This is a genomic window from Thioclava sp. JM3 (assembly GCF_002213185.1).
GTDB lineage: Bacteria > Pseudomonadota > Alphaproteobacteria > Rhodobacterales > Rhodobacteraceae > Thioclava > Thioclava nitratireducens.
Genome location: NZ_NBOB01000001.1, coordinates 398609 through 417583, shown reverse-complemented (window position 1 = coordinate 417583; position 18975 = coordinate 398609). Strand labels below are relative to the sequence as shown.

The following is an 18975-nucleotide window of genomic DNA, read 5'->3' as shown; positions in this document are numbered from 1 at the left end:
GCGTCTCAACGCATGGAAATCCTGAGATAAATCCCGTCCTTGCCGCGCACCGTCAGATGCGCGACAGGGACCGGTTCGCGGCCCTCGACAGCCTCGAACCGAAACACCCGCAGCAGCATCGCGAGCAGAAGCGGCCCCTCCGCCATCGCGAAGCCTGCACCGGGGCAGACCCGCGCGCCCGAGGAGAACGGGATATAGGCGCGGCGCTGGCAGGACTTGCCGTTCTCGGTCTCCCAGCGGCTCGGGTCGAACCCGTCGGGATTGTCCCATAGCCGTTCGTGGCGATGCAGGTGCCACGGTGAGATGACGACCTGACTGCCCGGTTTGACGTCGCGCCTGCGGAAGGTTTCCGGGCCGGTCGCCTCGCGCACGAACATCGGCACCGGCGGGTAAAGCCGCATCGCCTCACGGAATGTGGCGCGGTTCAACTTCAGCTTGGAAAGCACGGAAAAGTTGTGACTTTCCGCCAGTGCAGTCGTTGCCTCTTCGGCCACTCGGTCCTGCCATTCCGGATGCGTCGCCAGCAGATAGAGCGCCCATGCCAGCGCCGAAGCCGAAGTCTCGTGGCCCGCAAGAAAGAAGATCGCGACCTGATCGACCATCTCGGCGGTGTCGAAGGTCTCGCCGGTTTCGGGATCGGCGGTGGTCATGATCTTGGTCGCCAGATCGTCGGGCGCGGTGCCGGCGGCGATCCGGGCGGCGCGCTCTGTCGTCAGCCGCTTGATCAGCGTGCGGATATGGGCGGCCGTGCGCTTCGTCTCGCGCGCATGAAAGCGCGGAAACCAGCGCGGCAGCGGCAGCAGCGCGCCAAGATTGACCACCGGAGAGGCGCGCTGATGGCGCTTGAAGGCTGCGAAGACGGCGCTGGCGGTCTTATCCTCGATCGGGATCGAGAATAGGGTGCGAAAGATGATATCGGCCGCGACGTGGGAGGTTTCCGTTTCAATATCAATCGGTTCGGTTCCGGTCTTCATCTTCAGCCGTTCGACGCAAGCCTCGCCCGCTGCCCACATCGCCGGGAATGTCTCGCGCAGTTTGCCGCCCTCGAAGGCCGGGTCGATGATCCGGCGCTGGCGCTGCCATTGTTCGCCATTGGTGATGAAGACGCTCTCGCGGAGAAGCGGTTTCAGCCCCTCGCGCACTCGGTCGGATTTCGGGAAATCCATCGGGCGTTTGTTGAGCACCAGATCGACCAGATCGGGGTCGTTGCACATGTAGGAGCGGAAGAACGGCGTGCGGAACTCCGCCATCCACGCGCGATAGAGACGCGCGGGCTGGGCGGAGAGGATGTCGGATTTGAACAGCCGGAAATAGCGCCAGAGAGAGACGCGATCCGGGCGCGGGGTCGGTTTCGGGGGTAGGCGGGAGGGCTGGCTCATGTGACGCTCGAGAACCGGTTCGCGGGCGTCGTGATCCGGCTCTTCGATGGCGGGCGACCGTGGAAGCGTTCGGCCAGGGTCAGCGGTCCGGCGGTCAGGCGGAAATAGTCGTAATCCCTTGGCCGGTCGAAGGCGCAGAGGTACTGGAAATGCAGCCGGAAGAAGCGCCAGCGGAGGTCTTTCCAACGTGCAGGGCTGAGAGTCTGGGTGAAGGCGGCGGAGATCACCAGCGGGTGGATCTGGCCCTCCGGGGTCACGCCCGAGACCGCAACCGGATCGCAGAGCGCGAAGGCGCAGCCATCGCCCGGCGCGGTGACGTCGAGCCAGAACAGCTCGGGCCGCGTGGCGAGGAACTGAAGATCTGCGCGCAGGCGGGTGGCGCGGGGGAGGTAGCTGACCATCGGGATGACCTGACCGAGCGAGAGGAAGGCGAGCGCCGGGGGCGCTGCCCCCGGACCCCCGGGATATTTCGACAAGCCCGAACTGGGGAGGCGGTTCTCGCGGATCAGGTCGGCGAGGATCGAGACGGCGAGATGGGCGCCCGAGGAATGGCCGACGATCAGGACTTCATCCCAGTCCTCTCGCATGGCGTCTTCGATGCGGGTGGCGAACTCGGCCATGCGCGCTTCCAGCTCTGGCGGGTTCGCGCCGCCCCAGCGTGCGGTGAAGGCGTAGTCATGCATCAGGTAATAGGCGAAGAGCTTGCCGTCTTTGCCTCGGAACCAGCGCAGGGTGAGGGTAAGGATCGCGGCGCCGAGAATGAGGCCTGCGAGCCAGTCGAGCGGGAAGCCGGGAAGGCGCGTCAATGCGAGTGCTGCGGTAGCCCAGCCAAGGCCGAACCCGATCAGCGCCTGCACGATCAGTGCCACGATCGGGTAGAGCGCGGCGATCACCGGGCCTTTGCGCAGCCTCATCAGCCGGAACAGCGCGCCGGAGGCGATATAGGCCCATGCGGTGCGGATCAGTTGCGCGTAGGTCGCGGGGATCGATTTGCCCATCGATGAGCGCACGATATCGGACCAGACGAGCACTTCGACATCGGCCTCGACCTCTGCGCCGTCCTGGGTGGAGGTGACGTGCCAGCCATAGGGGCCGCCTGCGCGCTTGGGCGCCAGCGCGATCTGGTAGCCCGAGATGCGGGCCTGGTCTGCGCCTTCCTTGCGGTAGAGCTCGCGGTAGCGGCGGGGGTGAATCGGGTCGTAGCCCGGAATGTAGAACACCCGGCGCCTGTGCACCCGCCCTTTAGACCCGCTTGTCATTCGCTGCCCTTCCTCGCGGGCAGATTAGCGGCCCTGCGCGGCGAAAGTAAGGAAAATCAGCGCTCTGCGCGTGACCAGCGCAACTGGTTCGCCTCGATCGCGGCGATGCGCCTTTCAGTCTTGGGGTGGGTGAGCAACCAGGCGGGCGTGGTCTGGCCCGCGTTCTTGGTCAGCGCATCGAGCTTGCGGAAAAGCGAGACCTGCGGCGCGGTGCCGAAGCCCGCCTTGATCATCAGTGCCGAGGCGAATTCATCGGCCTCGAACTCGTCTCGCTGGCTGAGGCGGGCAGCGAGTGCGGCGGTGATCAGATTGGCGATCCACGGACCGATGAACGGGATGAAGCGGCCAAGCACTGTCATCAGCACGGCGCGCAGGGCGTTCTGACCCGAGAAGTCGATCATGCGGCGGCGCGAATGGCCCAAGGCGACATGGCCCAACTCATGCGCGATCACCGAGGTCAGCTCCTCGGCCGAGACTTCGCGGTTGCGATATTTGCGCATGAAGCCTTCGGTGATGAAGACGCGGCCATCGGGGGCGGCGAGGCCGTTGACCGGTTCGATCTGGTAGACATGGACGGGGATTTCCGAGACTTCGAGCGCGGCGGCGAGCCGGTCGAGATAGGGCTCCAGCTTGCTGTCGCGCAACCGGCGCGAATTCCCGTTCAGCTGGCGTTTGAGTTGCCAGGTCGAGAAATGCCACATGGCGAAGCCGTAGAGGACCAGCAGCAGGATCGGGAGAAGGCGGAACAACATGAGATGGATATGGCGGCTCGCGGGCCCGTGATCAAGCGTCGTGATCAGGCGTCGGATGGGGGGCTTTGGGCGCGCGCTTGGCCGCGTGCCAGAGCCACCAGCCGAAGGCGAAGGCGGCCGCACCCGCGCCCAACAGCCCCAGCGCGTTGCCCGCAAGTTCGGCGGCCGCGTCCAGATTGGCCCCGAAAGTGATGCCGAGGCCCACATAGGCGGTGACCCAGACCGCTTCGCCCGCCAGATCGGCCAGCGTGAAACGCCGATGCGCAAAGCCCGAGGCGCCGGCTGCGAGGTTCACCCAAGGGCCGAGCGCGGAGAACATCCAGCGGGTGAAGAACACCGTGACCGCGCCGCGCCTGCGCAGGGCGGCCATCGCCTTGTCCACCAGGGCGCCGCGTCTGGTGCCGGGCTGCGGCAGGAACCGCTCGGCCCGGCGGCCGAGCTGAAAGCCCAGCTGATCGCCGAGGATCGCGCCGGTGAAGGCTGCGCCCGCGACCGTCGCGAGGTCCAGATCGCCCGAGGCCACGAAGGCTCCGCTCGCGATCATCATCAGCGAGGAGGGGACCGGGATCGCGAGGCAGCTCAGGAAGGTCGTCAGACCTAACAGCCAAGGCCCATAGAGCGGCACCTGCGCGAGCAGCCAGTCTGAAAGGTCGGAGAAACTCATTGCGGCGGTCGCGCTTCTTTGTCGGCGATCGTCTTCGGCAGGCCGAGAGAGAGTTTGCGCATCAGGTCCTGCAGCGGCTCGCCCTTGGCCTTCGCGATACGTTCCAGCGTCGGGCGTCCGTCGCCGACCAGCGCGTGGCCGTCCTCGATGCCGAGGATCGCGTCGACTTCCTCGATCTTCAGATGCCAGCTGCGCGCGATATAGCCCGGCGTCATCCATTCCTCTGGGCTTTGATGCAGATGGGCGGGGTCCGACCAGTAGATCGCGCGCGAGACGAACCTTGCGCCGAAGAACAGCGACAGCGCGACCGCGAGGATAAAGCCCAGCGAGGCGATCTTGTGATGCCCCCAGAGGTAGCGCAGCCGGTTCATCCGAGTTCCTTCATCGCCGCGGTGATCCCTTCGAGGGTCAGCGGATGCATTCGGTTCTCGAAAATCTCGCGGATGATCTCGATCGACGGCGTATAACCCCAGCCGCGTTCCGGGATCGGGTTGAGCCATGTGTGATCGGGCCATTGCTCGCGCGCGCGTGTCAGCCAGACATGGCCCGCTTCGTCATTCCAATGTTCGTTTGCGCCGCCGCGATGGGTGATCTCATAGGGCGACATCGAGGCGTCGCCCACGAAGATGCATTTGTAATCGGGCCCGTAGCGATGGAGCACGTCCCAGGTCGGCGTCGCCTCGTTCCAGCGGCGCTTGTTCGATTTCCAGACGCCTTCGTAGAGGCAATTGTGGAAATACCAGTGCTCGAGATGCTTGAACTCGGATTTGGCGGCGGAGAACAGTTCCTCCACCAGCTGCACATGGGCGTCCATCGAGCCGCCCACATCGAGAAACAGCACGACCTTCACCGCGTTATGCCGCTCGGGCCGGGTCTTGACGTCGATATAGCCGGCTTCGGCCGAGGCGCGGATCGTGCCGGGCAGGTCCAGTTCCTCGTTCGCGCCGTGCCGCGCCCATTGGCGCAGGCGCTTGAGCGCCACCTTGATGTTGCGGGTGCCCAGCTCCACCGTGTCGTCGAAATCGCGAAACTCGCGCTTGTCCCAGACCTTCACGGCGCGCTGGTGACGGCTTTCCTTCTGGCCGATGCGAACGCCTTCCGGATTGTAGCCATAAGCACCGAAGGGCGAGGTGCCCCCCGTACCGATCCATTTGCTGCCGCCCTGATGGCGACCTTTCTGCTCCTCGAGCCGCTTTTTCAGCGTTTCCATCAGGTTGTCGAACCCGCCGAGCGCCTCGATCTGCGCTTTTTCGTCGTCTGTTAGGTGTTTCTCAAGCTGCTTGCGCAGCCATTCCTCGGGTAGATCGACGGCGTTGAGCACATCGTCCGGCGTGATCGTCTCCAGCCCCGAGAAGGCCTCGGAGAACGCGCGGTCGAACCGGTCGAGGAAGCGTTCGTCCTTCACCATCGCGGCGCGGGCGAAATAGTAGAACCCGTCGATGTCGTAGGTGCAAAGCCCCGCGGCCAGCCCTTCGAGAAAGCTCAGATATTCGCGCAGAGAGACGGGGACACCGCCGCGCCGCAGAGCATCGAAGAATGGCAGGAACATCTCCGCCCTCCGATTATGCCCAGATGCGGTTGATGATCACGGTGACGAAGAGGCCCACCAGCGCCAGCCCGATCGCGTGAACGGCGGCATATTGCGCCCGGTCGAGCTTGTTGCCGCCGCGTTTGCGGGCCTTCCAGTCGCCCCAGATCAGCCCGATCACCACCCCTGCCAGAACATACATGCTGCGCCCCCTTGCGGTCTTGGTCCGGGCGCGCCCGGCCCGCCTTTTGCGGTCAGTTCACGCGAGCGCCCGCATTGGCGAGGGCCGCCACCTCTTTCGCGCGGCGTGTAACCGCCGCGTCCGAGCCAAATCCATAGCGCGCCCATTGCTGCATGTCGAGACGAGCCTGATGTTCCTGCGTAGCGTCACCAAGCTGGCCATAGGCTTCGGCGCGGATCATGTAGAGCGTGGCCATCAGCGAGGCGTTCTCGGTCGAGACATCGGAGGCCAGCGCGCGGTTCACCAGCGTCACCGCCTCCTGCGCGCGGCCCGTGCCAAGTGCGTAGGCCGCAAGCTGCATGTCGATATGGGCGGCCTGAATTTCCGCGCCCGGCGTTGCGCGGTAGATCCGGCCTGCCTTCTTGTAGGCCGCGACGGCTTTCTCGGGATCGGTCTTCATCGTCAGCCGCCCGACCGCGAACCACGCAAACGCCGCGCGGCTGTCATGCCAGCCCCGGCTGGTGGCGATCTCCGTGGCGCGTTCGGCGGCGGCACGACGGCGCTTGTCGCTCGCGCCTTGACCGAGCGCGGTGGTGATCGCCTTAACATAGGCGCGCGGTGTCGGATCGGCGGGCAGGGTGCGCATCTGGCCGCCCGACGGGTGGATCTTCGACAGGATCGCGGGCAGGGCCGCGCGCACTTCGTCGGGGCTCATGCCGGTATGCAGCGCCGGGTCGTAATAGGCCCGCAGGATCGTCATGTCGAACTTGGTCAGCACGGTGTGGAAATTGTCGTCGTTCCAGACCGTATCGGGCAGGCGGTAGAGATCGTTCACCGGCCCGAGCGCCTGGCTGACCTCCTCATGCAGGCAGTCGCGGATTTCCTGCGGCGTGGAGTCGGCGGGGATGAACACGGTGGCGGAATGGCGCTGCGTCAGCTTGGCCCAATCGCTGGCCTCGTCGCCATGCGAGTTGCGGTAATCCGTCCAGCTTTCGACATTGGGCACCACGAAACAGGCGACATTCGGAACCTCGCGCCGCATCTGCCGTTGGGGAACGAATTGCACAGAGATCGTGTTGGCATTGCCCGGTTCGGTCGACACGTTCAGCCCCGCCTCGGTCTGCAGCCGGTGGACCAGATGACCCAGTTCGGTCTGCGCGACGGGCGGGGCGTTGCCGGCGAGCGTGATCGAGACGGGACCTTCGAACCGGGTGAAGCGCGGCAGCGCGCGCCCGGATTCGAGGAAAAAGCTGAGCTCCATGAAGTCGGCGCCCAGTTGGCTGTTATCGGGCAGCCGCTCAGACGAGGGAGCGGTCTCGAGCCCTGGCGCCAGATCGGGCGCGGAGAGATCGAGAAGTTGGGCCGTGCCACGGGTCGTCGTCACCTCGGGGCTGTTGGTCGAGCAGGCGGCGAGACCGCCCGCGACGATCAGCGCGGCGAGCGTGCCCGCCCGCGCCGCAGCGCGTCCGGGGGACGAGGCTTTCAACAAGCCGGTGCGCGATGCCGTCTCAAGGTGCGCAGGCGCCAGAGAGGCCGCGCTGAGCAGTTTGAATGCTAAGCGCATGGCAGCGTGTTCCCAGTTCGATGCCGCAAGGTACACATACGGGTTTAAGCCCTGCCAGTAAATCTTTGCCTTACAATCGGAATTTTCGAGCCCCGGGGCGCGAAGCGGCGATATCCCGCCGGTCCGCAGCGCGGCTGAGGCTGCAATATGCTGAATGAGACGGCTTCTGTGCGCGGGAGCTCTGATTGATCACGACTCCGCGAATCGCGCCGTGATAACCGCCATTGTCGTGGAACTGCGGACGATTTGTGCCGGTTTGCGCAACAATAGCCGCTGGAAAGGCCTCAAATCCGGAGTGGAAGAAACGCGATGCGCAAAATGCGAAACGCCCGGAGCGAGCCCCGGGCGTTCGACTGTCTTTGTGGGTCGGATCAGGCGCGGCGACGGCGCCCGCCACGACGCCCACCGGCGGAGGAGGTGGCCGCGGCTGCCGAGGCTTCGGCGAAGCTGATGCCGCCCTCTTTCATCGCGTCGAGCGTCTTCGACAGGCGGATCCACTCCATCCCGTTCGGGTCGTGGTTCATCAGCAGGTTGGCGGCGCGGATCGCTTCCATCTCCTGATTGCGCACCGGGTTCATGATCGCCGAGGTCATGCCGGCGCCGATCGCCATAGGCAGGTAGGCCCCGTTGATCCCGTGGCGGTTCGGAAGGCCAAAGGAGATGTTCGACGCGCCGCAGGTGGTGTTCACGCCCAGCTCGTCGCGCAGGCGGTTGACAAGCGTGAAGACCTGACGGCCCGCGGAGGCCATCGCGCCCACCGGCATCACCAGCGGATCGACGACGATGTCATGCGCGGGGATGCCGAAATCGGCGGCGCGCTCGACGATCTTCTTGGCCACGGCGAAACGCACGTCGGGATCTTCGGAAATCCCGGTGTCGTCGTTCGAGATCGCGACGACCGGCACGTTGTATTTCTTCACCAGCGGCAGAACCAGTTCCAGACGCTCTTCCTCGCCCGTCACCGAGTTCAGCAGCGGACGGCCTTCGGCGGCTTCCAGACCCGCCTCGAGCGCGGCCGGAACCGAGCTGTCGATGCACAGCGGCACGTCGATCACGCCCTGCACGCAGTTGATCAGATCGCGCATCAGCGAGGGTTCGACGAAGTTGTTATCCGCATAGCGCGGGTCTTCGGCCATCTTGTTCGAGAACACCGCGCCCGAATTGATGTCCAGAACCGTGGCGCCGCAGGCGACCTGCTCGAGCGCGTCTTTCTCGACGGTCGAGAAATCGCCTTGCTCGAGCTCGGCGGCCAGCTTCTTGCGGCCGGTGGGGTTGATCCGCTCACCGATGACGCAGAAGGGCTCGTCAAAGCCGATCACGACGGTTTTGGTTTTGGACTCAAGGACGGTGCGGGTCATTCATGGCCTCTCTGTTCGGCGATCCAATTGGCTGTGGCGGTGATACCGCCCAGCGGGAAGAAATGCACGGCTTCGATATTCGACGGGCGATCGGCGGCCAGATCGGTCAGCAATTCGGTCGGCTCGAAGGGCAGCAGCAGCTTCGTCACGTCGCGGGCGCGCTTTTGCAGCACTTTCAGCGAAGGGCCGACGCCGCAGGCGATGGCGAACTTCAGCAGCGTCTGCAGTTTCGCGGGGCCCGCGATGCCCAGATGGACCGGCATTTCGATGCCGTTGGCCTCGAGACGCTTGGCCCAGTCCCGGATCGGACCGGCCTCGAAGGCGAATTGCGTGGCGATCGCCATATCCGCATCGGTGCGGTTCGCGAAATCCTGCTTGAGCTTCAGCGCGGCCATCACCTCTGCCTCGCCGCCATTGGGATCGATGTCGCGGTTGCCCTCGGGGTGGCCGGCGACATGAAGACGGGCGAAGCCGTCGAAGGCGCCGGTCTCGATCATCTGCATGGCGCAGTGGAAGTCGCCCTTCGGCTCGGCCACGCCGCCGCCCAGCAGCAGCGCCTGCTCGACACCTGCTTCGCCACGGTAGCGTGAGACCCAGTCATTGAGCTGCGCTTCGTCGCGGATGATGCGCGCCGGGAAGTGCGGCATCGGCTCGAAACCCTCTTCGCGCAGCCGCTTGGCCGTGGCGAGCATTTCCTCGAAGGGCGTGCCGTCGATATGGGCGATATAGACGCGGGAGCCCTTCGCGAACAAAGGCGCGAAGCTTTCCACCTTCGCGGCGGTGCGCGGCATGACCTCGACCGAGGCGCCGTCCAGCAGGGCCACCATATTGGCGTTCACCGGCGGGCGGACCGGTTTCGCAGCCTCGCGGCGGAAATTCACAAGAGCCATGCGCCTATTCTCCCTTACGCGTCGGGCTGGGGGTTCCAGCCGTCATTGGCAATCAACGCGCGCAACCGCGCGTCGTCGTAGTCAGAGAGGATACGCGCCAGCACGGCCTCGGCCGCCTCGGCATCGTCGCCGGGCTCCTCGCCCTCGGGCACCTTGCGCCACTCGGCCAGATAGGCGTCGCTGTCGCGGGCGCCGATCTTCATGGCCGCGCGGTCGATCGCCTGCTCGAACCGTTCGGGCAGTGGTTTCTTGACGCCACGGCGTCCCTTGCCCGCGATGATCTGGGCCGGGATGTCGCGCCAATAGACCAAGGTGATCTGTGCCATGCGAATCTCTCTCCTCGTGGGGCCAGAATTGCCCGAAAGCGACGCCGGGCGCGGTGGATTTTCGACATTCCGTCGCGGGTGAGCGACGTGCCGGTGACTGTGGGGCAGGTGATAGCAGGCGGGCAGGGGCCTGGGCCAGCGCTGCGCATCGGAATAATCCGCGCCAAGATCATGAGCGCGGCTCAATCGACCGCGCTCCATCGCTGACCCAATCGGCCCGCCGCGTCGCCCAGTTCAATCCGACAGGGCGGTGATCCGGGGCAGGAACTCGGCGCGGCTCTTGGAAACCTCTTCGGCGATGAAGCGCATCGCGGCGCGGACGCGGGCGATCTCGTGCAGGTCTTCATGAGTGACCAGCCAGAAGGTGCGGCGAATCTCGATCTCGTCGGGCAGGATCGGCACCAGCTTCGTCGAGTGGCGGGCGAGGAAATCGGGCAGCACCGCGATCCCGCCTCCGGCCTCGGCCACCTGCTTGTGCGCGAAGAGATTGGTCGAGGACAGGCGCGGCGTGTGATCGCCCAGCATGACCGACAGGTAATCCAGCTCCGGCGTGTAGATCAGTTCCGGGATATAGCCGACCAGCGGGTGCTTCAGCAGGTCCTCCTTGCGGTTGATCGCCGAATTGCGGGCGAGGTAGTCGGGGGAGGCGTAGAAATGCAGCGTGTATTCGGTGAGCTTGCGCGACACGAGCCGCCCCTTTTCGGGGCGCGACAGGGTGATCGCGATATCCGCCTCGCGCTTCGAGAGCGAGAACAGGCGCGGCGTGGCGACCAGCTGCGCCTCCAGCTCGGGATTGGCCTTGATGAAATCCGCCAGCCGCGGCGCGAGAAAGAACGCCCCGAACGCATCGGGCGCGCCGATCCGCACCGTGCCGGACAGCGCATAGAGCGTGCCCGACAATTCGTCCTGCACGCGTGCCGCGACATTCTCGATCTGCTCGGCCTTCGCCAGAAGCCGCTCGCCATGTTCCGACAGCGCATAGCCGCGCGGGCTGCGCTCGAACAATTGCGCGCCAAGCTGGGTCTCCAGAGATTTGACCCGGCGTGATACCGTGGCATGATCGGTGCCCATCGCGCGGGCCGCGACGGTCAGGCGCCCGGCCCGGGCCACCGAGAGAAAGAATCGCAGATCGTCCCAATCGAAGCTCATTGCCGGTCCTTTTTGCAGTCGTGTGTCGTAAAAACGGGCTATATGGGCATTCTTGCACATGCGTTTGGCGATACGTGGCATGGCCGCGCGTATTTTCCCACCTAGCCTTTTGCACATGGCCGGTTTCTGCCTATGATGGGAGCGCTGACAATGAATTTATCGGCTTGAAGGGAACTGCGGTGGCGCAAGCACTTGAATGTCCCCTCGTTTCCAAGCTGAATTCGCCAGCGGTCGCGTCGAGGAGCAGGGACGGCCGTGTGAGGAGAAAAACAGGATCGTAATCCGGCAGGGACCAGAGAAGCGTCCCGTCGGCGTGTTCTCATGGCGCGATGCGCAAGAGAGCCAAATCTATCAACCAATGGGAGGAATGTTGATGAAATCAGCTATTTACGCAGGTGTAAGTGCCGCGGCGCTTAGCATTGCCGCAGGCGGCGCGATGGCGCAGGACGCGATTTCGAACGGCTCGGTGAAGATCGGTGTGCTCGGCGATATGTCCGGCGTCTACTCGACCGGTTTCTCGGGTAAGGGCGCGGTCGACGCGGTGAAAATGGCCGTACGCGACTTCGGCGGCGAAGTTCTCGGCAAGCCGATCGAAGTGATCTCGGCTGACCACCAGAACAAGGCGGATGTCGGGTCGGCCACCGCACGCGAGTGGATCGACCAAGAGCATGTCGACATGATCGCCGACCTGACCAACTCGGCCGTGGCGCTTGCCGTGCAGCAACTCGCTTCCGAGAAGAAGACCATCACCTTCGCAACCGGCGCTGCCACCGCGGCGCTGACCGGCGAGAACTGCTCGAAATATGGCATCCACTACGGCTACGACACCCACGCGCTGCCGGTCGGCACCGCGACGGCGGTCGTGAAGAACGGCGGCGACAGCTGGTACTTCATCACCGCTGACTACGCTTTCGGCCATGCGCTGCAGGACAACACCTCGGAAGTCGTGAAGAACCTCGGCGGTTCGGTCGTGGGCAGCTCGGACGTGCCGCTGGCATCGACCGACTTCTCCTCGTACCTGCTGCAGGCGCAAAGCTCGGGCGCTAAAGTGATCGGTCTGGCCAATGCCGGTCAGGACACCGTGAACTCGATCAAGCAGGCGCATGAATTCGGCATCGTCGCCGGTGGCCAGCAGCTCGCTGGTATGCTGGTGCTGATCTCGGACGTGAAATCGCTCGGCACCGACGTCGCCAAGGGCCTCCAGTTCACCACCGGTTGGTACTGGAACATGGACGACGAGAGCCGCAAGTGGAAGGAAGAGTACGAGAAGTTCTCGGGCGGCGAAGCGCCGACCTTCGTGCACGCTGCGGACTACTCGCTGACCATGGCCTATCTCGAGGCGATCAAGGCGGCGGGCACCGACGATTCCGACAAGGTGCGTGAGCAGCTCGGCAAGATGAAGATCGACGACTTCTTCGCCAAGGGCGGCACCATCCGTCCCGACGGCCTGCTGGAGCACGACATGTATCTGCTGAAGGTCAAAGAAGGCGGCGAAGATCCGTGGGACGTGGCCGACGTGGCGCGCACCATTCCGGGCAAAGAGGCCTATGCTTCGCTCGAAGCGGGCGGCTGCAAGCTGGTCAACAAGTGATCTGAACAAATCCTTGGCGCAGGGCGGCATCGCGACCGCCCTGCGCCTGCGTATCAGTCCGAAAGCGAGACCATGAGCGACGATATCATTCTCGAGGCCAAGAACCTGACCAAGAGTTTCGGCGGCTTCGTGGCCGTCAATGACGTGAACCTGCGCATCAAGCGCGGCGCCATTCACGCGATCATCGGCCCGAACGGCGCGGGCAAGACCACGATGTTCAACCTGCTGACGAAATTCATCACGCCCACGTCGGGCAAGATCCTCTTCAACGACCGCGATATCACCAATCGCAAACCCGCCGAGATCGCCAATATGGGCATCGTTCGGTCGTTCCAGATTTCCGCGGTCTTTCCGCACCTGACGGCGCTGGAAAACGTGCGCCTCGCGCTGCAACGCTCGCTGGGCGTGAGCTATCAGTTTTGGCGCTCCAAATCGGTGCTGCACGACCTCGACGCGAAAGCCGTCGCCGCACTCGATCAGGTGGGGCTGAAGGACTTCGCCCATCTCAAAGCGGTGGAGCTGCCCTACGGCCGCAAACGCGCGCTCGAGATCGCGACGACGCTGGGGCTGGAGCCCGAGCTGATGCTGCTCGACGAGCCGACCCAGGGCATGGGCACCGAGGACGTGGGCGCCGTGACCGAGCTGATCGGTCGTGTCCGCGAGGGGCGTACCATCGTGATGGTGGAGCACAACCTCGGCGTCGTGGCGGAACTGGCCGACACGATCACCGTGCTGGCGCGCGGCGAAGTGCTGGCCGAAGGGCCCTATTCCGAAGTGTCGAAGAACCCGCAAGTCATGGAGGCCTACATGGGCGTCTCCGCCGACGAGCAGGAGGAGGTCGCATGAGCACCGCAACCATGACCAAACCGATGCTCAAGATCGAGAATCTGCACGCATGGTATGGCGAGAGCCACGTCCTGCACGGGATCAATCTCGAACTGGGCGAGGGGCAGCTGATCACCCTTCTGGGCCGCAACGGCGCGGGCCGTTCGACCACGCTGCGTTCGATCATGGGTATGGTCGATCGCCGCGAAGGCTCGATCAAGATCAATGGCGAGGAGTTTCTGACGAAGCCCACGCACAAGATCTCGCCCGATGCACGGATCGGCTATTGCCCCGAAGAGCGCGGCATCTTCGCCTCGCTCAATGTCGAGGAAAACCTGATGCTGCCGCCGAATGTCGGCGAGGGCGGCATGTCGGTGGAGGAACTCTTCGAGATGTTCCCGAACCTCGCCAATGTCCGCAAGAGGATGGGCACGCGGCTTTCGGGCGGCGAACAGCAGATGCTGGCCATCGCGCGCATCCTGCGCACCGGCTCGCGGCTGCTGCTGCTCGATGAGATCACCGAAGGGCTTGCGCCCGTGATCGTGAAAACGCTGGGTCGCGTGATCCGCGATCTGAAATCGCGCGGCTACACGATCGTTCTGGTGGAGCAGAACTTCCGCTTCGCAGCCCCGCTCGCCGACCGCCATTATGTCATCGAACATGGCGAGGTGATCGACGTGATCGAAGCCGATCAGGTCGAAGCCTCGATGGACCGGCTGAACCATTACCTGAGCGTGTAACGAGAAACCGGGCCGGGCACAGGCGCCCGAGACCCGACAGGGAGGACAACCCCGATGGATCCGATGATCCGACTTATTCTTGCCCAGGGGATGCTGGGCCTAAACAACGGCGTGTTCTACGCGATGCTGAGCCTCGGGCTCGCGGTGATCTTCGGCCTCTTGAACGTGGTCAATTTCGCGCATGGCGCGCTCTACATGCTGGGCGCGTTCCTCGCGCTGATCCTGTATTCCTATGTCGGTCAGTGGATCGGCATGGCGGACCTGCATATCGGCTTCTGGCCGGCGCTGATCCTCGCGCCGCTCCTGGTGGCCTGCTTCGGGATGCTGATCGAACGCTTCCTGCTGCGCAGGCTCTACAAGCTCGACCCGATCTACTCGCTGCTGCTGACCTTCGGGATCACGCTGGTGCTGCAGGGCCTGTTCATCAATTACTTCAACGCCTCCGGCACGCCCTATCCGGGGATGCCCGAGAGCATGAAGGGCGTGACCAATCTCGGCTTCATGATGTTCCCGAAATACCGCCTCTTCGTGATCATCTTCTCGATCGTGGTCTGCTTCGTGACCTGGTACGTGATCGAACGGACCCGGATCGGCGCACGGCTGCGCGCGGGCACCGAGAACCCCGAGCTGGTGAAAGCCTTCGGGATCAACGTGCCGCTGATGGTGATGCTGACTTTCGGCTTCGGCACCGGCCTCGCGGGGCTCGCCGGCGTGCTGGCCGCGCCGATCTACTCGGTCAGCCCGCTGATGGGCGCGAACCTGATCATCGTGATCTTCGCGGTCGTCGTGATCGGCGGCATGGGCTCGATTGCGGGGGCGGTGATCACCGGCTTCTCTCTGGGGCTGATCGAGGGCGTGACCAAGGTCTTCTACGCGCCTGCCGCGAACACGGTGATCTTCCTGCTGATGGTGATCGTGCTTCTGGTGCGCCCGTCGGGCCTCTTCGGACGTCAAGGGTGAGGGTGAAGACATGAGCAATACGACAAGCACGACGAGCGAAATCGGCGAATTCGAACAGGAAGACGTCAGCCCCCAGACCCACAAGCGCGGCCGCATGGTGCAGGCTGTGTTCTGGGTGGTGTTGCTGGGCTTCCTCGCGATCGCACCCTTCTTCCTCTACCCGGTCTTCGTGATGCAGCTGCTGTGCTTCGCGCTGTTCGCGGCCGCCTTCAACCTGCTGATCGGCTTCACCGGCCTTCTGAGCTTCGGCCATGCCGCCTTCTTCGGCGGTGCGGCCTATGTCGCGGGCCATGTCCTCAAGGTCTGGGGCTTCCCGCCGATCCTGGGCATCATCGCTGGCACGCTCGCAGCGGCTGCGATGGGCTGGGTCGTGGGCTCGCTCGCCATTCGCCGGCAGGGCATCTACTTCGCGATGATCACGCTCGCGCTCGCGCAGATCGTGTATTTCTTCGCGCTGCAAATGCCCTTCACCGGCGGCGAGGACGGCCTGCAAGGCATCCCGCGCGGCAACCTGCTGGGGATTTTCAATCTCAGCGATCCGATCACGATGTACTATTTCGTGGCCGCGATCTTCTTGGTCGGCTTCCTCGCGATCTACCGCATCGTGCATTCGCCCTTCGGGCAGGTGCTGCAGGCGATCCGCGAGAACGAGCCGCGCGCGCTGTCGCTGGGCTACAACGTCGACCGGTTCAAGCTGCTGGCCTTCGTGCTGTCTGCGGGTCTGGCAGGGCTTGCGGGCTCGACCAAGGCGCTGGTGTTCCAGTTTGCCTCGCTGACCGACGCGCATTGGCAGATGTCGGGCGAGGTGATCCTGATGACGCTTCTGGGCGGCATGGGCACGATCTTCGGCCCGGTCGTGGGCGCGTTCATCGTGGTCACGCTGCAGCACTTCCTGTCGGGCATCGGCTCGTGGGTGCAGGTGGTGATCGGCGCGACCTTCATCGCCTGCGTGCTGCTGTTCCGCCGCGGCATCGTCGGCGAGATCGCGCGCCTGCTGCGCATTTCGTCGCTGTAAAACTGGCGTGGCGGGGGCTCTGCCCCCGCGCGTCACGGCCCGTCGCTTGCGCGTCGGGCGTTCGGCGGGGCGTTCTTCCACTGGAAGGCCGCCTTTCCCGCCTCACTCCCCGGGATATTTCACAAGCCCGAAGATGGACCGCGGCCTCAGGGTCTGGGAGCGCGCAAGGCGCGCGGGTTCACCGTCGCCCAGTCCGGCCAATATCCAAGCTTTTCAATGACAACGATCGCGATCACGGCGAGCGCCACGACCGCCACGATCTTCACCTGCGTCATCGACGGAGGGCGGCGTGCCCACCGCGCCATGCGCAGCAGCCACGTGTAATTCACGAAGCTTCCCCGGTGAAGCGCACCTTGCCGATATAGGGCAGGTTGCGGTTGCGCTGCGCGAAGTCGATCCCGTAGCCCACGACGAATTCATCGGGGATCTCGAACCCGGTCCAGGTGGCGCGCACATCGACCTCGCGCCGGGACGGCTTGTCGAGCAGCGCGCAGGATTCGATCCGCCCCGGTTCGCGCGCCCGCAGCATTCCCATCACGTGGTGCAGAGTGAAGCCAGTGTCGACGATATCCTCGACCACCAGCACGTCGCGGCCTTCGATGCCCGCGCGCAGATCTTTCAGGATGCGGACCTCGCGCGAACTGGTCATCGCGTCGCCGTAGCTCGAAGCCTCGAGGAAGTCGACTTCGACGGGCAGGTCGATCTCGCGCACCAGATCGGCGATGAACACGAAGGAGCCGCGCAGCAGCCCCACCACGACCAGCTTGTCGGTGCCCTTGAAGGTCCGGGTGATCTCGGCCGCCAATTCCTCGACTCGGGCCGCGATCTGCTTGGCCGAAATCATCTGGTCGATCACATAGGGGCGCTGCGTCATGATGTCGGGCCTCGAAACGGGTTGTAGGGCTTGAACTCGGGCTTAGCTTTAGCGCATCAAGAGGCGCAAGAAAACGGGAGAGACATGCCTAAGCATCACGAGAACAGGGTCATGCCCTATAGCGCGCAGCAGATCTACGATCTTGTGGCCGATGTGGAGAGCTATCCGAAATTCCTGCCGTGGAATTCCGCCGCCCGCGTGCGCTCGCGCGAGGAGCGTCCGGACGGCTCGATCCTGATGCTGGCCGATCTGGTGATCTCGTTCAAAGTGTTCCGCGAGAAGTTCGGCTCGCGCGTGGTGCTTCATCCCGAGGAGCATCATATCGAGACCGAATATATCGACGGGCCGTTCAAATACATGCACAGCCACTGGCGGATGACCGATCGCGAGGACGGCTCCTGCGAGGTGGATTTCCACGTCGATTTCGAGTTCAAGAACGCGATCCTGCAGGGCGTGATCGGGGTCGTCTTCAACGAGGCGATGCAGCGGATCGTGCGTGCCTTCGAGAAGCGCGCAGAGGAGTTGTACGGGCCGAAGGGCTGAGCGCCGCGCCGTTCGTTCCGCGCCACGAAAAAGGCCGCCTCTCGGGGCGGCCTTTTTGCGTTCCCGTTCAAAGCCCCGCGATCAGGAATTCATGTCGTAGGCGCGTTCGCCATGGGTGGAAAGGTCCAGCCCGTTGGTCTCGTGCTCCTCGCTCACGCGCAGCGGGAAGACGAGCCGCACCAGCATCGCCAGCGCCCAGCTGCCTGCGACGGTGAAGACGCCCACCACCGCCAGCGCGCCAAGCTGGGCAACAAAGCTGCCATGGCCGAAGACCGCGATCATGATCGTGCCGAAGATGCCGCCCACGCCATGGACCGCGAAGACGTCGAGACTGTCATCGACATGAAGCCTCTCGCGGATCAGCACGACGAATTCCTGACAGATGATCCCGGCGGCGAAGCCGATCACCAGCGCCTCGATCGGACCCACGAAGCCCGAGGCTGGGGTGATCGAGGCGAGGCCCGCGATCGTGCCGGTCACGAGGCCCACCATCGAGGCGCGGCCGAACTTGATGCGCTCCCACAGCGCCCAGCTCAGCGAGGCGGCGGCAGCGGAGATATGAGTGACGGTAATCGCCATGCCGGCAACGCCATCGGCCGCCAGCTCCGAGCCGCCGTTGAAGCCGAACCAGCCGACCCACAGGAGCCCTGCGCCCATCGCGACCATGCCGGGATTGTGCGGCGGGGTGGTGCGCTTGGCGCGCGGCCCGATCATCAGCGCCAGCACGAGGGCTGCAAGACCCGCGGTTTCATGCACCACGATGCCGCCCGCGAAATCCCGGGTGCCGACCGCGCCCCAGATGCCGCCATCCGACATCATGCCGCCCCCCCAGATCCAATGCGTGACCGGGGCGTAGATCAGCAGCATCCAGAGCCCGGTGAAGGCCATCACGAAGGCATAGTTGATGCGCTCCACGAAGGCGCCGACGATCAGGGCGGGCGTGATGATCGCGAAGGTCATCTGGAAAGCGAAGAAGACGATCTCGGGGATCGAGCCCGACAGCGTGTCGGGCGTCACGCCCAGCAGCGCAAATTTGCCCAGACCGCCCCAGTAGCCATTGGCGTCCCCGAAGGCGATCGAATAGCCGAACAGCAGCCAAAGCACGCTCATCAGCGCGGCGATCGAGAAACACTGCATGAAGATCGACAGCACGTTGCGCGCCCGCACCAGCCCGCCGTAGAACAGCGCCAGCCCCGGCAGCGTCATCAGCAAGACCAGCGCCGTCGCCACCATGATCCACGCGGTATCGGCCGCGTTCATCCCCGCTTCCATTTGCTCACATCCTCCTCGGAAATCCCTCTGGAGGGGCAGGGGCCATAAGCGCCGCGCGCAATAAAGGGACAATTTCCGCGCAGGCCGCTCAAATGCGCGTCACTT

General features: G+C 64.5%; 21 protein-coding genes. 6 read left to right on the top strand and 15 right to left on the bottom strand.

What is annotated here, in order from left to right; translation table 11 throughout:
• Nucleotides 1–5: 5 nt before the first annotated feature.
• The 12 genes from B6V73_RS01955 to B6V73_RS01910 all read right to left on the bottom strand — a co-directional run bounded on the left by B6V73_RS01955 (nucleotide 6) and on the right by B6V73_RS01910 (nucleotide 11050).
• A complete protein-coding gene (locus B6V73_RS01955) occupies nucleotides 6–1379 on the bottom strand; it encodes a cytochrome P450 (RefSeq protein WP_088724363.1) in 1374 nt (457 codons plus the stop codon).
• The gene (locus B6V73_RS01950) at nucleotides 1376–2638 is read right to left on the bottom strand and encodes a hypothetical protein (RefSeq protein WP_088724362.1); all 1263 of its coding nucleotides are present in this window, start codon (nucleotides 2636–2638) and stop codon (nucleotides 1376–1378) included. The genes B6V73_RS01955 and B6V73_RS01950 overlap by 4 nt, the downstream gene beginning before the upstream one ends.
• 56 nt (nucleotides 2639–2694) lie before the next feature.
• Complete coding sequence (locus B6V73_RS01945) at nucleotides 2695–3387, bottom strand: M48 family metallopeptidase (protein ID WP_088719358.1); 693 nt, start codon at nucleotides 3385–3387, stop codon at nucleotides 2695–2697.
• A gap of 34 nt (nucleotides 3388–3421) precedes the next feature.
• On the bottom strand, nucleotides 3422–4054 hold the full coding sequence (locus B6V73_RS01940; RefSeq protein ID WP_075774929.1) for a DedA family protein: 633 nt from the start codon (nucleotides 4052–4054) through the stop codon (nucleotides 3422–3424).
• Complete coding sequence (locus B6V73_RS20660; protein WP_166504517.1) at nucleotides 4051–4425, bottom strand: hypothetical protein; 375 nt, start codon at nucleotides 4423–4425, stop codon at nucleotides 4051–4053. Before B6V73_RS20660 ends, B6V73_RS01940 begins: the two co-directional genes overlap by 4 nt.
• Nucleotides 4422–5603: a VWA domain-containing protein gene (locus B6V73_RS01935; protein ID WP_088724360.1), complete on the bottom strand. Its 1182-nt coding sequence runs from the start codon at nucleotides 5601–5603 to the stop codon at nucleotides 4422–4424. Before B6V73_RS01935 ends, B6V73_RS20660 begins: the two co-directional genes overlap by 4 nt.
• Nucleotides 5604–5616: 13 nt before the next feature.
• The gene (locus B6V73_RS20655) at nucleotides 5617–5784 is read right to left on the bottom strand and encodes a hypothetical protein (RefSeq protein ID WP_165756950.1); all 168 of its coding nucleotides are present in this window, start codon (nucleotides 5782–5784) and stop codon (nucleotides 5617–5619) included.
• A gap of 52 nt (nucleotides 5785–5836) precedes the next feature.
• Nucleotides 5837–7327 carry a DUF2927 domain-containing protein gene (locus tag B6V73_RS01930; RefSeq protein WP_088724359.1) on the bottom strand — a complete coding sequence of 497 codons (1491 nt, stop codon included), beginning with the start codon at nucleotides 7325–7327 and terminating at the stop codon, nucleotides 5837–5839.
• Nucleotides 7328–7698: 371 nt separating this feature from the next.
• Entirely contained in the window at nucleotides 7699–8685 is a 987-nt protein-coding gene (locus B6V73_RS01925) for a methyltetrahydrofolate cobalamin methyltransferase (RefSeq protein WP_075774926.1), read from the bottom strand.
• Nucleotides 8682–9575, bottom strand: coding sequence for a 5,10-methylenetetrahydrofolate reductase (locus tag B6V73_RS01920; RefSeq protein WP_075774925.1), 894 nt, complete (start codon nucleotides 9573–9575; stop codon nucleotides 8682–8684). The genes B6V73_RS01925 and B6V73_RS01920 overlap by 4 nt, the downstream gene beginning before the upstream one ends.
• 14 nt (nucleotides 9576–9589) lie before the next feature.
• On the bottom strand, nucleotides 9590–9901 hold the full coding sequence (locus B6V73_RS01915; RefSeq protein ID WP_075774924.1) for a virulence factor: 312 nt from the start codon (nucleotides 9899–9901) through the stop codon (nucleotides 9590–9592).
• 234 nt (nucleotides 9902–10135) lie between these two features.
• Nucleotides 10136–11050, bottom strand: coding sequence for a LysR family transcriptional regulator (locus B6V73_RS01910; RefSeq protein WP_088724358.1), 915 nt, complete (start codon nucleotides 11048–11050; stop codon nucleotides 10136–10138).
• A gap of 373 nt (nucleotides 11051–11423) precedes the next feature.
• Between B6V73_RS01910 and B6V73_RS01905 the strand changes: the two genes are divergently transcribed.
• The 5 genes from B6V73_RS01905 to B6V73_RS01885 all read left to right on the top strand — a co-directional run bounded on the left by B6V73_RS01905 (nucleotide 11424) and on the right by B6V73_RS01885 (nucleotide 16181).
• Complete coding sequence (locus tag B6V73_RS01905) at nucleotides 11424–12641, top strand: ABC transporter substrate-binding protein (RefSeq protein ID WP_075774922.1); 1218 nt, start codon at nucleotides 11424–11426, stop codon at nucleotides 12639–12641.
• 72 nt (nucleotides 12642–12713) lie between these two features.
• Nucleotides 12714–13487, top strand: coding sequence for an ABC transporter ATP-binding protein (locus tag B6V73_RS01900; RefSeq protein WP_075774921.1), 774 nt, complete (start codon nucleotides 12714–12716; stop codon nucleotides 13485–13487).
• Between the two features lie 11 nt (nucleotides 13488–13498).
• Nucleotides 13499–14206 carry an ABC transporter ATP-binding protein gene (locus B6V73_RS01895; protein ID WP_206184180.1) on the top strand — a complete coding sequence of 236 codons (708 nt, stop codon included), beginning with the start codon at nucleotides 13499–13501 and terminating at the stop codon, nucleotides 14204–14206.
• Between the two features lie 54 nt (nucleotides 14207–14260).
• Nucleotides 14261–15166: a branched-chain amino acid ABC transporter permease gene (locus B6V73_RS01890; protein ID WP_075774919.1), complete on the top strand. Its 906-nt coding sequence runs from the start codon at nucleotides 14261–14263 to the stop codon at nucleotides 15164–15166.
• 94 nt (nucleotides 15167–15260) lie between these two features.
• Complete coding sequence (locus B6V73_RS01885) at nucleotides 15261–16181, top strand: branched-chain amino acid ABC transporter permease (RefSeq protein WP_075775124.1); 921 nt, start codon at nucleotides 15261–15263, stop codon at nucleotides 16179–16181.
• A 146-nt stretch (nucleotides 16182–16327) separates the two neighbouring features.
• Here the strand turns inward: B6V73_RS01885 and B6V73_RS01880 are convergent, their stop codons facing one another.
• Together B6V73_RS01880 and hpt are read right to left on the bottom strand one after the other, a co-directional pair.
• Complete coding sequence (locus B6V73_RS01880; protein WP_078550189.1) at nucleotides 16328–16510, bottom strand: hypothetical protein; 183 nt, start codon at nucleotides 16508–16510, stop codon at nucleotides 16328–16330.
• Nucleotides 16507–17055 (bottom strand): hypoxanthine phosphoribosyltransferase, encoded by a 549-nt coding sequence (hpt, locus tag B6V73_RS01875; RefSeq protein ID WP_088722830.1) that lies wholly within the window; start codon nucleotides 17053–17055, stop codon nucleotides 16507–16509. The genes B6V73_RS01880 and hpt overlap by 4 nt, the downstream gene beginning before the upstream one ends.
• Nucleotides 17056–17139: 84 nt before the next feature.
• Between hpt and B6V73_RS01870 the strand changes: the two genes are divergently transcribed.
• Entirely contained in the window at nucleotides 17140–17598 is a 459-nt protein-coding gene (locus tag B6V73_RS01870; RefSeq protein ID WP_088718543.1) for a type II toxin-antitoxin system RatA family toxin, read from the top strand.
• An 81-nt stretch (nucleotides 17599–17679) separates the two neighbouring features.
• Here the strand turns inward: B6V73_RS01870 and B6V73_RS01865 are convergent, their stop codons facing one another.
• Complete coding sequence (locus B6V73_RS01865; RefSeq protein ID WP_075775123.1) at nucleotides 17680–18858, bottom strand: ammonium transporter; 1179 nt, start codon at nucleotides 18856–18858, stop codon at nucleotides 17680–17682.
• Nucleotides 18859–18975 lie beyond the last annotated feature (117 nt).